Here is a 14446-nt window from a genome sequence, read left to right as displayed (position 1 = left end):
CTAGTGCGGCAGTGTGATGAGAGGCACAAGGTCCACATAAAATAGAGGGGGCGGTTGCAAAAATTGACAAAAATGTCGTTGTTGGTTTGTTTGAAGCGCGGGGGTAAAACGGTGCCCCGGTTTTCCTTTGTTTTTTCCCCTAGTCTGAATTTTTATGCTCTTTACCTCTTTTTAGAGAGTATGATTGAAACATACCCTAAGCGCTCAAGGAGCTCTTATGCATTACTTGAAAAAAGAGAGGTGGGAAAAAGGCGGGTCGTCCGTGACCGACGAGAAGCTGTTTGAGGGCCGCAGAAGTTTTATTAAGCTTGGCGCGGCGATGGCTGTCTCTACGGCGACGGTGATGGAACTGGCCGCAAAAGAGTCCGTCCCGGCACCTGATCTCAGCTACAAAAACGACCCAAACTCCATGGACCTGACCCCCAGCAGTTATGGGGATATTACATCCTACAACAACTTCTATGAGTTCACAACCGACAAAAAAAGGGTCAAGCCCCTTTCCCGGCGGTTCAAAACCGAACCGTGGAACGTCACCGTTGACGGGCTGGTCGAAAAACCTTTTACGATCGGTCTGGAGGAGCTTCGAAGGTTTCCCCTCAGCGAGCGCATCTACCGTTTCCGCTGCGTGGAGGGGTGGTCCATGGTGGTGCCCTGGATCGGTTTCGAACTTTCGGCCCTTGTCCGACATGCCCGGCCGCTCTCCGGGGCAAGATACCTTCGTTTCGAGACCCTCTACGACCCGGGACAGTTCCCCGACCAGCAGCGCACGCTCTTCAATGCCCTGGAGTATCCTTATGTCGAGGGGTTGCGCATGGACGAGGCAATGCACCCGCTTACCCTTATGGCGGTCGGTCTTTATGGTCACAGCCTGCCGCCGCAGAACGGCGCGCCCCTGAGGCTGATTGTCCCGTGGAAGTACGGTTTCAAAAGCATCAAATCCATCGTGCGCATCACCTTTACGGAGACCCCGCCGCTCAACAGCTGGCAGCGGGCCGTGCCGGCCGAATACGGCTTTTTCGCCAACGTCAATCCGGAGGTGGACCACCCGCGCTGGTCGCAGAAGCGCGAACGGCTGCTCGGCAGCTTTTTCAAACAGAAGACCCTGATGTTCAACGGTTACGCCGATGAGGTTGCTCAGCTTTACGCCGGGATGGACCTGAGGAAAAACTTTTGATGCGGCGGGCTCTCATTGCGCTTCTTCTGCTGGCGCCGCTGGGTTTTCTGCTCTTTCACCTCTTTGTCAGCGGCGCGGAGGATCCCATCAAGTACATCTATACGGTGAGCGGGGGGACAGCGCTGACGCTGCTTTATGTGACGACCTCTCTTTCGCTGTTGCGCAGGGCGGCAAACTTCGTACGTTACCGGCGCATGGTGGGGCTTTTCGCCTTCTTCTACGCCGTGCTGCATCTGGGCAACTTCCTCATCCTTGATATGGAGCTGGACCTGAAAATGGCACTTTCGGAGACGCTGGATAAGCCCTTCATCTACCTTGGCATGCTTTCGTTTGCAATCCTGCTCTTCATGGCCGTCACCTCGCTGCCACGGCTCTTTGCGAAATATGTCCGATACCACAGGCTCATCTATGCGGCGTTACTTATGACCAGCACCCATTTTGTCATGGCACAAAAAGCGCTGAGCCCCCTGCAGTGGGGCATGGTCGCGGTGATGGCGTTGATCGGGGTGCTCAAGCTGCTGCAGCGCACGGGCCGCGTCCGGTTTTAGCAAGGGCGACTCCCGGGTTTCTTTCTCTCCTTCGTCCCTGTTCCCACTTTTCGGGCAGGACACTCTTTGAGCGCGACTCGACGCTTTGGGAAGGGTTCGTGATGGAGATAGGAGCCAGAAGGATCTATTTCGCGGCGATAGCGCCTAAGGGGAGACCTTTTAGCGGTTCGGCACCATGGATCCTGCCCTCCTGCAAGCGCGTGGGATGTACTACGGTACGTTTCAGCAGACAGCGGAAAAGATCGACGAACCTGTCGAACTGCTCATCAGGGAGCGGAGGAGTTTGTGGTTGTCGAGTTCGGAGAGCCACTGATGCTGCCCGAATGATTCTCCACGTCCCGCACGCAATGGTCACCCGCGGCACCGCACGCTTTATTTTTTTGTCCGACAAAAACGTAGAGCATTGTCCCGTTTCCTACACAAGCGGCCGGAAATCCCCGGGAACATATCTTGCAACAGTTCTAGCAAGAAATGATTGTAGCTACATGACGCGAGATCATTTGAATTCCTACCTTATATAAAGGAGCTAAAATGAGCTGTAGTTCAAGTAATCCGGCCGAATCTGCACTACCTGCAGATATCCAGGACAAGATCCATGACCACCCCTGTTATTCAGAGGGTGCCCACCACCACTATGCCCGTATCCACGTTGCCGTAGCACCGGCGTGTAATATACAGTGTAATTACTGTAACCGTAAATACGACTGTTCCAACGAGAGCCGTCCGGGTGTTACAAGCGAGCGCTTGACACCGGAAGAGTCGGCGAAGAAAGTGATGTACGTCGGCGGTGAAGTCCAGCGTCTGAGCGTACTCGGGATCGCAGGTCCGGGAGATGCTCTTGCCAACCCGGAAAAGACGTTTAAGACCTTTGAGCTGGTGCGCGAAAAAGCACCTGACCTTAAACTCTGTCTTTCCACAAACGGTCTGGAACTGCCGACCTTTGTCGACGAGATGGTCAAATACGACATTGACCACGTCACCGTTACAATCAACAGTGTCGATACGACCGGGGAGATCGGTTCGCAGATCTATCCATGGATCTTCTACAACAACAAACGTATCTATGGAAAAGAGGCTGCCAAAATTCTTCTTGAGCGTCAGCTTGAAGGAATGAAAAAGTGTGTTGAAAACGGCATTCTTATCAAAGCCAACTCGGTACTGATCCCGGGTATCAACGACAAACACCTTCCTGAGGTGGCGAAAAAACTTAAAGAGATCGGTGTTTTCTTACACAATATCATGCCGATCATCTCTGAGCCGGAACATGGTACGAAATTTGGACTCGACGGTGTGCCTTCGGCAACCGATCAGCAGCAGATGGAAGTACAGGAAGCGTGCGGCATGGACATGAAGTTGATGCAGCACTGCCGCCAGTGCCGTGCGGATGCCGTCGGCCTTATCGGTGAGGACCGCGGACAGGAATTTACGAAAGATGTCTTCTCGGAGATGTCGTTTGACGCCCTGGAACAGCACTACAACATTACAGCGCGCCAAGAGAGCCAGGCGAAGATCGAAGAGTTCCGTTTCTTCCTTGACCAGGCGAACGAACGTGTCCGCCAGGAGAAAGAGAACCTTGCCAGCGACGGTCAGACCATTCTTGTCGCCGTTACAACAGCGGGCGAGGGGATGATCAACCAGCACTTCGGTTCGGTCAGAGAGTTCCTGATCTATGAAGCGGGTGACCGCGGTATCCGTTTTATCCATCACCGTAAACTCGATTACGAGTACTGTGCGGGACCGGAAGGCGGCAACCCGATCGAACCTATCCTGGAAAAACTCAAAGACTGTGCCTTGATCCTGACGGCGAAGATCGGCGGTTGTCCGCAGGATGACCTTAAGGCTGCAGGACTGATCGCAGACCAGAGTTATGCGTACGAGCCGATCGAAGCGTCGGTGCTTAAAGCGACACGCAAGTACTTTAACCTGCCCGAAGAGTTGGAAGCGAATTAACCGTTTGTCGCTCGATGCTAGCCGCGAAGGCATGATAGCTTGCCCTTCCTGGGCAGGAAATGTAAGGGATTGTTCTTCTAAAGCGGTAGATGTTTTAGTCGATTTGAGATAAAAAGGAAGATGATGTTGATCAACGATACGACACTGCGCGACGGGGAACAGGCACCCTACGTAGCATTCAACACCAAAGAGAAGCTCGCTATCGCCGAAGGGCTTGCAGCCTGCGGCGCGGATGAACTCGAGATCGGCATTCCCGCTATGGGCGTGCGTGAGCAAGAGGACATCAAAGAGCTGCTCGCATTGGGGTTGAATACACGTATGATGACCTGGAACCGTGCCAAGATGAGCGATCTTGACGCCTCTTTGGCATGCGGTGTAAAATCGGTCGATCTCTCCATTCCTGTCTCAGACATCCTGATTGACGTTAAATTCGGCGGCAACAAAGCGGCCATGCTCAAAGAGCTTGAAAAGACCATTGTTACGGCAAAGGCCGAAGGGCTTTTTGTCTGTATCGGCGGCGAAGACAGCTCACGCGGTTCGTTCGGCTTCATTGAAGAGGTCATGACGCTTGGACGGGAACTTGGTGCAGACCGCTTTCGCTACTGCGACACCGTCGGGATTATGACACCGACACAAACGTATGCGGATATAAAAGCATTGACATCGTTACATCTCCTTCCGATAGAAATGCATACGCATAACGATTTCGGTCTTGCCAACGCCAACGCCCTCAGCGGTCTCGATGCCGGGGCCGTTAGCGTCAACACCACCGTAATAGGCCTGGGTGAACGCGCAGGCAATGCCTCATTTGAACAGATCTCCATGGCGTTGAAGCATCTTTATGACCAGGCGCGTCATTTCGATGCACTTGGGATGCGAACGCTTGTGGATATCGTGGCTGAGGCTGCCGGCGTGAGTCTTGCACATAATGCCCCGATCGTCGGGGACCATATCTTCTCGCATGAAAGCGGCATTCACGCCGACGGCATGATGAAAGACGGCCGTGCCTACGAGCCTTTCGCTGCTGAAGAAGTTGCTTGTCAGCGTGCCTTTCCGATCGGAAAACACTCCGGTACGGGTACGATTCTTTACCATTTAAAAGAACTGGGAATCAGTGCAGAAAAACATGCTTTGCGTCACCTGCTGCCGCGTATCCGCGAGATCGTCACCTCGCGCAAACGCGTGCTTGACGATGCGGAGCTTGTAAGTCTGTACAGGGAGAGCCTATGTTTATAGGGTGGTTGAAATTTGCCGACGTGAGCGAACTGGTCGCGATCGCCGATGAGGTGGGCTGGCTGGTCGACGGCTACCATGTCAAGTTGATGATGATGCACTCGCCACATCTCTGTTACGGTGCCTATGACGAGGGGAAACTCGTTGGTGCCGTGATGGCGATCGAGTTCGAACACTCCTTGATGATGAAATATTTTATGGTCAGAGAGAGCCATCAGAAACAGGGCGTCGGCCGACGCCTGTTCGAGACCCTTTTCGGTGCGATCGACAAAGACGAGCGCAAGGTCTATCTGCATGCCAACCCGAATCTGGTGCCGTTTTTCGAGCGCTACGGTTTTGAATCCAAGATGGAGGTGGGACGCTTTGTCAATGTCGGCAAGGTCCCGCCGTTCAACTTTACCAACGCCCATGCGAAAGAGCTGGACGGAAGCAATTTCGAATCTGTTATCGCCGCGATCGACAAGGAGACCTTTCACGAGAACCGTATGGACTTTCTGTTGGATGAGATGGAGCGGAACTCTTCGCTCAAGTTCACTCTCCCCAACGGTTTTCAGCACTCCTCCGTCGTCAACGCCCGCCATGTCTATCTCGGACCGTGGCAGGTGCGAAAAGGGCACGAGGATGAGGCTGAGAAGATGATGCGCGGCGTGCTCTATTTCCGCGGCCTTAAAAAAGTGGTCGCCGATGTTCCGCTTGGAGCGGAACATGTGGTCGATCTTTACAACCGTTACCATTTTCAAAACAAACAGCGCTTTATTCACATGAGTCGTGGTGAAGGCAGCGATGTTCGTTTTGAAAATATATATGCATTTTCATTGTAGGAACGCCAAATGAGCAAAGCCCATTTGACTACGCTAACGCTGTGTTCACTTCAGCAGTGGGCTCACGCACAGATGAACCGTGCTGTCAATCACGGAAACAAGGAGTTAACATGTGTCTGTTGAATATGAAAAAAGGCGAGATGGTGGCTGTTGATGCCATCAATGTCGAAGGGAAACTGAAACAGCGCCTCTGTGCGATGGGGCTGACCCGTGATGCGCATATATGCGTCAAACATTTCGGATGTTTTAAAAGTACCGTTCAGGTGATGATAAACCGTTCGTTGATCGCGCTGCGTAAAGATGAAGCAAGGCTGATCGAGGTCCACCCTATCGCTGCCTGAGTGCGGCACCCGCCCCATGCGGGGCAGATCAATCTAAACCAACCAAGGAGAAAAAATGTCTGAAGATATAAAAGTACTGAAAAAAGAGCTGGCGAAACGTAAACGTATGGCGGTGGAACTCGCCTCCGAGATCCATGATATTGTCGAAGATACGCTCTGGACCGATTATGTGAAAATGCCGGAGTTGAGTGAAAAACTGCGTGCGGCAGTCGAAGAGGCCAATAAATTCAAAGCTGAAAACGGACTGTAACTGTCATCCCGGTTAAGCAGAAGGCCGTGACCTGAAGGCTTAAGCCTATCGAAGTAGGTGGATAAAGATGAAGACCAAAGAAGAAATTCTGTCGATGCAGATCTGCGAGTGCGGCGAAAAAGATGTGGCACAGGCGATAGAGATCTTTCAAAATACATCGCTGCCTTTTAAAAAAGCAAAAAAACTGGTGACGGAATGCAATAAGAGCTGCTGCCGTGCGGCACTGCTGAAACTGTTTGACATGAACCAATTCGGTAGTTTCGACTTTGATGAGATCGAGCATCTCATCGAACAGCGCCTCGAACGCATAAAGCGGCTGGCGGAAGGAGCAGAGTGATGGGCAGTACAGAATGGGAGGCATTAAAAGGGTGGCTTATCGAGCAGCGCGCCATCGAGGAAGAGGTCGTTTCGCCCGAGGGGCTCAAACGTCTTGACCTGAGCGGACGTTCTCTCGAAGAGCTTCCCGAGACGCTCGGTCTTTTGCGCGGTCTGGTGGTGCTCAACCTTGCTAACAACAACTTGACGAAACTGCCCGACTCCATCGCAAACCTCACCATGTTGAACAACCTTGACATTCGCCGCAACCGTTTTAAGGCGCTGCCTGAGGTCCTGGCGGGATTGACCCTCCGCTCGTTGAATGCCGGCGGCAATAATATCAGCGACATCTCGGTTTTGAAGGCGTGCCGTCATCTTCGGGTACTGGATCTCAGCAGCAACAACCTGACGACGGTCGAGGGGATGCTCTCGCCGGAGAACGAACTGCGTACGCTTAACCTTGCGGGCAATTTTATCAAAGAGATGGGAAGCGCTTTTCCTCTGCTGCAGCAGGTGGAACGGCTCAACCTCTCGCAGAACATTCTAAGCGAGATCCCGGCCGGTATCGGGGAAATGGGTGAGATCGTCGAGATCAACCTTTCGGACAACCGCCTGACAAAACTGGACGAGGCCTTTTTCTTTCTGGGGCTTGAAGAGATCGACCTCTCGTCAAACCAGATCAGGGTACTCTATCTTCACGACCTTGATGATCTGGAGACAATCATCCTCGACAACAATCCGATCCGGGAGATCGAAGTGGATGAGAGCTTTGCTCCGTATCTCAAGGAGTTCTCCTGCGACAGCTGCGAACTGCAGCGTTTTGTCTCGGTGCCTTCGCTCGAACTGGAATCACTCTGTTTCTCTTCCAATGCCATTACGGCGATTCCCGAAGAGATCGGGAAGTATACCAAGCTCAGCCAGCTGGATATTGACGGTAACGGCATTTCGGAACTCCCGAATGCCATGGCCAATATGACACGGCTGCAGACGTTGTACATCGGGGGTAACCCGCTAAACGAGGAGGCCAAAAAAGTGATCAAAGTCCTGCACCCGGATATCTGCGACATCAACATGAAAACAGGTATAACGGTCGAAAAAGCCCGAGAAGAGGATCTGCCGGAGATGGCGGAACTGATCGGTATACTGTTTGCGATAGAGGTTGATTTTGAGATCGATTACGACAAGCAGCTGGCCGGGGTTCAGAAACTCTACCGCTGTGAAGGGGCTGACCTGCTGGTCGCCAAACATGAAGGCAGGGTGGTCGGCATGGTGACGATGCAGCGGCTCATCTCCAGTGCAGCCGGCGATTTCGTCGGGCAGATCGAAGACCTGGTGGTCAAGGAAGAGTACCGCAAGATGGGGGTCGGCAGCCGGCTCATCAACAAGATGCGCTTTATTGCCATCGAGGAGTACGGCTACAAGCGTATCCAGCTCGCCGCGGACATGGACAACACCAATGCGCTGCAGTTCTATACGCGTCGCGGGTTCCGCCGGACGAATTTGAATGTGTACCATCTGGAAAAATCCAAATAAATCTCTTTTCCTGCGAAAGCGGGAACTTTTAACCCCTCTATCTTTTGACATATCCGGTTTATCAACTGGACGGCTTTCTTTTTATGGCAGCTTGAACGATTAAGTTTTATGGACCACTCTTTCCTGTTTACGATTCGCAATTTTACGATGTGACATTTTACAATTCGTCGTTTTCGGAGAAACATCGCTTTGCGAGCAGCACCCTTGTTTTCACAGAAATGTCAGCAAGCTGAGCGTTATACTCATTTTGTACCTCTCTGTATTGCGCTGTTGGCACTTATGTGTCGCCGTGCGGATATCAAACATTTCTGTTGCCCAACTTCTTTTCAATGTTTTTGAATAGAGGTGATGTCAGGTTTCTTTCTTGCTAGCTCAAGTGGTAAACCATATAAGACTTTACTCATAATCAACCTGACATTTAGTCAACTTGATTGTGAGATATCCTGACGGAAAAGAAAGAAGGGCTATACCCTCCGGCCAAAAGTAACTTTCCAGCCTTCGAACCCTCTCCGGATGGTATTTTGGCACTTCTGCCGAAATTAATTTTCTTACGCACAAAAAAGGGGTACTGCTCCCAATAGGATGTTCCTCTGAAAATACAGAGTCGTGAAGGAAAAAAGTGGTGACGCATTGCTGCAAAGTTAAAAGCTGACGCTTTTCATAAATTGGCTTTGACGCTTGTGCTGTATGTTGAATTGCCCATGTTATTCAAAATGCCTAGGAGGTTGGCAGCGTATATTTTGTTAGTCAGAAGTATCGGGTTGTCCGGACGAAGGTCCGGCAACGGGCGGAGCTAAATCAGTATAAAGTTTTATCAGTCTCACTTGGCTCTTCTTCTTTTCGTCAGGTTTTCTTCTCCACAGAAACATTTTGCTAAGAAAAAGCGGTACCCTGGTTTTGAGCTAACAAGAAAAAAGTGACATACCAACGATATGAAGAAATTTAAAAAACCCAAAAGTGTATGCTGAACATTAAAACAAGAAAGTTGAAATGCAATCCGGGCAATACATCTATTAAATATAGAATCGAGAGGAATGTGATATCACCTTGAATGTCATAACATTTTTACAGACAGATCTAAAAAAATCAGATATCGTAATATCGTTATCGATAGGTTTCTGACAACAATTCTCTATAAAGCAGCTGGTATATTATAAATAAAAGCTATATAATGAGACTCACTCTCATTTATACCACCTATCCGTGGTCTTTATGCCTTTTGCGACAATTTTGGTATAAAAATTGTCACACTTGTCTGCCACACATTTTTTGTCACCAAAATGAAAAACACCCTAAATCATGGCGGTTTAATGACAATTGATCAAAAAAGCGAAGCGCTGCATAATCTATTCTTACAAATATGTCCGGTTTTACGACAATTGTCACTGCATTAATGATTTTGTCCCTTTTTAGAGGGCAAAAAACCGGGAACAGACAATGCATCTATTGCTGCGAAGTACATGGACGGGTCTTAACGGAGTCGTTTAAAACAAGGAGAATAATATGGCAGAACTTCGCCAAATTGCATTTTACGGAAAAGGTGGGATTGGTAAATCAACCACATCTCAAAACACGTTGGCTTCTATGGCTCACTACTTTGAAAAGAACATTATGATTGTCGGTTGTGATCCAAAAGCGGACTCGACTCGTCTCATTCTTCACGAAAAAGCACAAAACACTATTCTTCAGCTTGCTGCTGAAATGGGTACTGTTGAAGATCTTGAGCTTGAAGATGCATGTAAACCGGGTGCAGGTATGTTTGCTCCAGACACACCGGGCGGTTGGATCAACTGTACTGAGTCTGGTGGACCAGAGCCGGGTGTTGGTTGTGCAGGTCGCGGTGTTATTACAGCGATTAACTTTCTTGAAGAAGAGGGTGCTTACGAAGAAGAAGGTCTAGACTTCGTCTCTTATGACGTACTTGGTGACGTTGTTTGTGGTGGATTCGCAATGCCGATTCGTGAAGGTAAAGCACAAGAGATCTACATCGTTATGTCTGGTGAGATGATGGCAATGTACGCTGCGAACAATATTTCAAAAGGTATTTTGAAGTATGCAAACACGGGTGGTGTACGTCTTGCAGGTCTTATCTGTAACGCTCGTATGACAGACCGCGAATACGATCTTGCATGGGCATTGGCTCGTGAACTTGGTACACAAATGATCCACTTCGTACCACGTAACAATATCGTTCAGCACGCTGAGCTTCGCCGTATGACAGTTGTTGAGTACAGCCCGCAGTCTGACCAGGCTCTTGAGTACAAAGAACTTGCACGCAAGATAATTAACAACGACATGAAAATCATCCCTACGCCACTTGAGATGGACGATCTTGAAGACCTTCTAATGGAATACGGTCTTGAAGAAGAAGCGGATGAAGAAAACGTAGGTAAGGCAGCGGCAGAAGCGTAAGCCTCTTTCGCCCGTCAAATAATCTATAGGATGTCCCTTGGGACTAAGGTAGCCTGAGAGGCTATGCCTCTTGGGTGCATTCTCATAATGAAAAGAAAATAACAGAAAAAGCAGGAGAATTACAATGTTTATTTTAGGTTTCCACTTCCCAGCAGAGATGGGTAATACAGTTCCAGATGAAGCAGTTGTTCAAAAACTGGCAGAAGCAGATGTTGATACAAGCGATATCAATGAGATCAAAATGGTGAGCGAGTCTCACGGTGTTAAAGAAGAGCTTTCTTATACGAATAAAGACACGTTCATGTTCAAAGCGTTGGCGCACTACATCAAAACGGCACCGACGGATTACATGATCTATACAAACCGTTACCAGATTTCTGAGCTTTCTAAACGTTTAGACAGTGATGATGAGACAATGGCTCTTTGTAAAAAATTCGACTCAATGGCTCATTTTAAAGTAGCAGCTGCGTAAGCAGGCTGTCAACACACCGACAAGCAGAGCCCTAGGCCGGCTTGCTTGTTTCTGACATTGCAATCATCCCCTTTTAGAGGTCAATTCCAGTGTTCAGAAGTTGAGTATCAAAAAGAATTTGAAGGAGAATACTATGGGTCCAGAATCATTGGAAGCAAAACAGAAAGCAGCTATCGAGGAAGTGCTTAAGGCATACCCTTCGAAAGCGGCAAAAAACCGTGCGAAGCACTTAGGTGTCGGTTCACCGGAAGACGAAAGTCAAAAAACATGCGGTAACGTCCGTTCGAATAAGAAAACTGTTCCAGGTGTAATGAGTCAACGTGGTTGTGCTTACGCCGGTTCAAAAGGTGTTGTATGGGGTCCGGTAAAAGATATGGTTCATATCTCTCACGGTCCTATCGGTTGTGGTCAGTACTCACGTGCCGGCCGTCGTAACTACTACATCGGTACAACTGGTGTCGATACATTCGTTACGATGAACTTCTCTTCGGATTTCCAAGAGAAAGATATCGTTTTCGGCGGGGATAAAAAACTTGCTGTATGTTTCGAAGAGATTGACGAGCTTTTCCCGTTGAACAACGGTATCACAGTTCAATCTGAGTGTCCGATCGGTCTGATCGGTGATGATATCAATGCGACATCAAAACAGTATGCTAAGAAGACAGGTAACACAATCGTTCCGGTAAACTGTGAAGGTTTCCGCGGGGTTTCTCAATCTCTAGGTCACCACATCGCAAATGACACGGTTCGTGACTACGTTTTCGACGGTAACATCGACACATTGGGTGAAGCGATCGAGCAGACTGATTATGATGTTGCTATCATCGGTGACTATAACATCGGTGGTGATGCATGGTCAAGCCGTATCCTTCTCGAAGAGATGGGTCTACGTGTTGTTGCTCAGTGGTCAGGTGATGCTACTCTTAAAGAGATGGCTGCCACACCGAAAGTAAAATTGAACCTACTTCACTGTTACCGTTCAATGAACTACATCTCCCGTCACATGGAGAAAGAGTTCGGTATTCCTTGGGTTGAGTACAACTTCTTCGGTCCAAGCCAGACGATCAAATCACTTCGCAAGATCGCAGCGTTCTTCGACGAGTCTATCCAGGCGAAATGTGAAGAAGTGATCGCGAAGTATCAGCCGATGATCGATGCTGTAACTGAGAAGTACCGTCCACGTCTTGAAGGCAAGCAGGTTATGTTGTTTGTCGGTGGTCTACGTCCTCGTCACGTTATCGGCGCTTACGAAGATCTTGGTATGGAAGTTATCGGTACAGGTTATGAGTTCGCCCACGACGACGATTACAAACGTACTAAAGATGAGATCTTCCGTTCGACTGTCATCTATGATGATGTTAATGAGTACGAACTTGAAGCCTTTGTTAAAAAACTTGAGCCAGACTTGGTCGCTTCAGGTATTAAAGAGAAATATGTGTTCCAGAAAATGGGTCTGCCATACCGTCAGATGCACTCATGGGATTACAGCGGTCCGTACCATGGATATGACGGATTCGCGATCTTTGCAGCAGACATGGACCTTGCTATCAACTCTCCGGTTTGGGGACATAGCAAAGCACCTTGGGAATCAGAAGGAGAAGCGTAATGCAAGAAGTCGATAACATCATGAACGGCCAAAAGCTGTTCCAAAGACCAGAGTACCAAGACGTACTAAAGAAGAAAAAAGAGTTCGAAGGGGGTTACGGTGCCGTAAACCCTGAGAAAGTAAAAGAGATCGCTGAGTGGACAAAAACGTGGGATTACCGCGAGAAAAACCTTGCCCGCGAAGCGATCACGGTCAACCCGGCAAAAGCGTGTCAGCCGCTTGGTGCCGTTATGGTTGCACTAGGATTTGAAGAGACAATGCCGTATGTTCACGGTTCACACGGATGTGTTGCGTATTTCCGTTCATACTTCACACGTCACTTCAAAGAGCCGACACCATGTGTTTCCGACTCGATGACAGAAGACGCGGCGGTTTTCGGCGGTCTTGTCAACATGAAAGACGGTCTTAAAAACTGTGCGGCTGTCTATAAGCCGAAAATGATCGCTGTCTCTACAACATGTATGGCAGAGGTTATCGGTGATGACCTTTATGCGTTTGCTACAGCGGCGAAAGAGGAAGACGGCGGCGAGTACCTGCCGGAAGACTATCCGATCACATATGCGCATACACCGTCATTTACAGGTAGCCACATTACGGGTTACGACAACATGATGCACGGTATTATGTCGCAGTTGACAGAGGGTGTTGAAGAGAAGAAAAACGATAAAATCAACATCATCCCTGGTTTTGAGACATATATCGGTTCGATCCGTTCTATTAAATCTATCGTCGAGTCTTTCGGTGCCGAGTACACTATGTTGGGCGACCACTCTGACCAGTGGGACATGCCGGCTGGTGATTACAAAATGTTCGCCGGCGGTACGACGATCGAAGATGCTAAAGATTGTAAAAACTCTAAAGCAACGATCTCTCTACAGAAGTATGCAACAGTAAAAACCATGAAAATGGTGACAAAACGTTGGAAACAGAAAGAGAGCGCAAACCTTAACCCGATCGGTCTTAAAGGGACAGATGAGTTTGTCATGAAAATCGCTGAGTTGACAGGAAAAGAAGTACCTGAAAAACTTAAAACCGAGCGCGGCCGTCTTGTCGATGCTATGCAGGATTCTTATCCGTATATGCACGGTAAGAAATTCGCGATCTGGGGTGACCCTGACTTCCTGATCGGTGCGGTTTCATTCCTACTCGAGATGGGTGCTGAGCCGACACACGTGCTGTGTCACAATGCACCACGCGGTTGGGAAGAAGAGATGAGAGCACTGCTTGATACTTCTCCGGCTGCTGCTGACCTGAACGTCTGGGCTGGTAAAGACCTGTGGCACATGCGTTCACTTCTCTTTACTGAGCCGGTTGACTTCATGATCGGTAACTCGTACGGTAAAGAGCTTATGCGTGACACGGGCGTGCCTTTGATCTACATCGGCTTCCCGATCTTTGACCGTCACCACCTACACCGATACTCTATCTCAGGGTACGACGGTGCGCTGAACCTGTTGACCTGGATCACAAACAAGGTCCTTGATCAACTGGATGAAGATACTAAAGGTATCGCGTCAACAGACTACTTCTTTGACCTAATCCGCTAAGAAGTGTTTTAACTTTAATTTCAATCTCCTTAAGCTGTCCTCTTCGAGGGCAGCGACTTATCCCTTTTCTACTTACAGTTTTTTTGAACTACACAATGTATTCGTTCTTTGTATATCGCTTGAATGTTTTAGCTTTATCGACCATATTCTTTCCTTTTTGTCTCGCCAAAAACGAAACCAAAAAGCGCTCGTGACGGCTTCGAGGTCGGCGGCTGCTGACTTCCTTCCTTTCAGTTGTTCACGT

14 protein-coding genes are annotated in these 14446 nt (G+C 49.1%); 13 read left to right on the top strand and 1 reads right to left on the bottom strand.

What is annotated here, in order from left to right; genetic code table 11:
• Positions 1 to 217 precede the first annotated feature (217 nt).
• Both msrP and WCY20_RS13430 read left to right on the top strand, forming a co-directional pair.
• Positions 218 to 1174, top strand: coding sequence for a protein-methionine-sulfoxide reductase catalytic subunit MsrP (gene msrP / locus WCY20_RS13435; RefSeq protein ID WP_345975879.1), 957 nt, complete (start codon positions 218 to 220; stop codon positions 1172 to 1174).
• A complete protein-coding gene (locus tag WCY20_RS13430; RefSeq protein WP_345978274.1) occupies positions 1174 to 1722 on the top strand; it encodes a ferric reductase-like transmembrane domain-containing protein in 549 nt (182 codons plus the stop codon). The genes msrP and WCY20_RS13430 overlap by 1 nt, the downstream gene beginning before the upstream one ends.
• 222 nt (positions 1723 to 1944) lie before the next feature.
• Here WCY20_RS13430 and WCY20_RS13425 read toward each other — a convergent pair whose 3' ends face one another.
• The gene (locus WCY20_RS13425; protein ID WP_345975877.1) at positions 1945 to 2070 is read right to left on the bottom strand and encodes a hypothetical protein; all 126 of its coding nucleotides are present in this window, start codon (positions 2068 to 2070) and stop codon (positions 1945 to 1947) included.
• Positions 2071 to 2253: 183 nt separating this feature from the next.
• On the opposite strand from WCY20_RS13425, the gene nifB reads away from it, so the two are divergent.
• From nifB to nifK, 11 genes are all read left to right on the top strand, one after another.
• Positions 2254 to 3672 carry a nitrogenase cofactor biosynthesis protein NifB gene (gene nifB, locus WCY20_RS13420; protein ID WP_345975875.1) on the top strand — a complete coding sequence of 473 codons (1419 nt, stop codon included), beginning with the start codon at positions 2254 to 2256 and terminating at the stop codon, positions 3670 to 3672.
• A 120-nt stretch (positions 3673 to 3792) separates the two neighbouring features.
• A complete protein-coding gene (locus WCY20_RS13415; protein WP_345975873.1) occupies positions 3793 to 4908 on the top strand; it encodes a homocitrate synthase in 1116 nt (371 codons plus the stop codon).
• A complete protein-coding gene (locus WCY20_RS13410; RefSeq protein ID WP_345975871.1) occupies positions 4899 to 5726 on the top strand; it encodes a GNAT family N-acetyltransferase in 828 nt (275 codons plus the stop codon). Before WCY20_RS13415 ends, WCY20_RS13410 begins: the two co-directional genes overlap by 10 nt.
• Positions 5727 to 5836: 110 nt before the next feature.
• Positions 5837 to 6067, top strand: a complete 231-nt coding sequence (locus WCY20_RS13405; RefSeq protein WP_345975869.1) for a FeoA family protein — start codon at positions 5837 to 5839, stop codon at positions 6065 to 6067.
• A gap of 55 nt (positions 6068 to 6122) precedes the next feature.
• Positions 6123 to 6317 (top strand): CCE_0567 family metalloprotein, encoded by a 195-nt coding sequence (locus WCY20_RS13400; protein ID WP_345975867.1) that lies wholly within the window; start codon positions 6123 to 6125, stop codon positions 6315 to 6317.
• Between the two features lie 67 nt (positions 6318 to 6384).
• Complete coding sequence (locus WCY20_RS13395; RefSeq protein ID WP_345975865.1) at positions 6385 to 6654, top strand: hypothetical protein; 270 nt, start codon at positions 6385 to 6387, stop codon at positions 6652 to 6654.
• Complete coding sequence (locus WCY20_RS13390; protein ID WP_345975864.1) at positions 6654 to 8165, top strand: GNAT family N-acetyltransferase; 1512 nt, start codon at positions 6654 to 6656, stop codon at positions 8163 to 8165. The genes WCY20_RS13395 and WCY20_RS13390 overlap by 1 nt, the downstream gene beginning before the upstream one ends.
• A 1503-nt stretch (positions 8166 to 9668) precedes the next feature.
• Complete coding sequence (gene nifH / locus WCY20_RS13385; RefSeq protein WP_345975862.1) at positions 9669 to 10577, top strand: nitrogenase iron protein; 909 nt, start codon at positions 9669 to 9671, stop codon at positions 10575 to 10577.
• Between the two features lie 124 nt (positions 10578 to 10701).
• The gene (locus WCY20_RS13380) at positions 10702 to 11049 is read left to right on the top strand and encodes a hypothetical protein (protein ID WP_345975860.1); all 348 of its coding nucleotides are present in this window, start codon (positions 10702 to 10704) and stop codon (positions 11047 to 11049) included.
• Between the two features lie 133 nt (positions 11050 to 11182).
• Positions 11183 to 12655: a nitrogenase molybdenum-iron protein alpha chain gene (nifD, locus tag WCY20_RS13375; RefSeq protein WP_345975858.1), complete on the top strand. Its 1473-nt coding sequence runs from the start codon at positions 11183 to 11185 to the stop codon at positions 12653 to 12655.
• Positions 12655 to 14202, top strand: coding sequence for a nitrogenase molybdenum-iron protein subunit beta (nifK, locus tag WCY20_RS13370; protein WP_345975856.1), 1548 nt, complete (start codon positions 12655 to 12657; stop codon positions 14200 to 14202). Before nifD ends, nifK begins: the two co-directional genes overlap by 1 nt.
• The last annotated feature ends 244 nt before the right edge of the window (positions 14203 to 14446 follow it).

The sequence above is a fragment of the Sulfurimonas sp. HSL3-7 genome, from assembly GCF_039645985.1.
Classification (GTDB): domain Bacteria; phylum Campylobacterota; class Campylobacteria; order Campylobacterales; family Sulfurimonadaceae; genus Sulfonitrofixus; species Sulfonitrofixus jiaomeiensis.
Note: the sequence above shows the minus strand (reverse complement) of the source record. Positions and strands in the feature narration are given on the sequence as shown.

Coding starts and splice junctions, on each gene's coding strand:
- WCY20_RS13415 (WP_345975873.1), top strand. CDS start 3,793: ATGATGTTGATCAACGATACGACACTGCGCGACGGGGAACAGGCACCC.
- nifH (WP_345975862.1), top strand. CDS start 9,669: ATGGCAGAACTTCGCCAAATTGCATTTTACGGAAAAGGTGGGATTGGT.
- nifK (WP_345975856.1), top strand. CDS start 12,655: ATGCAAGAAGTCGATAACATCATGAACGGCCAAAAGCTGTTCCAAAGA.
- WCY20_RS13410 (WP_345975871.1), top strand. CDS start 4,899: ATGTTTATAGGGTGGTTGAAATTTGCCGACGTGAGCGAACTGGTCGCG.
- WCY20_RS13430 (WP_345978274.1), top strand. CDS start 1,174: ATGCGGCGGGCTCTCATTGCGCTTCTTCTGCTGGCGCCGCTGGGTTTT.
- nifD (WP_345975858.1), top strand. CDS start 11,183: ATGGGTCCAGAATCATTGGAAGCAAAACAGAAAGCAGCTATCGAGGAA.
- WCY20_RS13395 (WP_345975865.1), top strand. CDS start 6,385: ATGAAGACCAAAGAAGAAATTCTGTCGATGCAGATCTGCGAGTGCGGC.
- WCY20_RS13380 (WP_345975860.1), top strand. CDS start 10,702: ATGTTTATTTTAGGTTTCCACTTCCCAGCAGAGATGGGTAATACAGTT.
- WCY20_RS13405 (WP_345975869.1), top strand. CDS start 5,837: ATGTGTCTGTTGAATATGAAAAAAGGCGAGATGGTGGCTGTTGATGCC.
- nifB (WP_345975875.1), top strand. CDS start 2,254: ATGAGCTGTAGTTCAAGTAATCCGGCCGAATCTGCACTACCTGCAGAT.
- WCY20_RS13390 (WP_345975864.1), top strand. CDS start 6,654: ATGGGCAGTACAGAATGGGAGGCATTAAAAGGGTGGCTTATCGAGCAG.
- WCY20_RS13400 (WP_345975867.1), top strand. CDS start 6,123: ATGTCTGAAGATATAAAAGTACTGAAAAAAGAGCTGGCGAAACGTAAA.
- msrP (WP_345975879.1), top strand. CDS start 218: ATGCATTACTTGAAAAAAGAGAGGTGGGAAAAAGGCGGGTCGTCCGTG.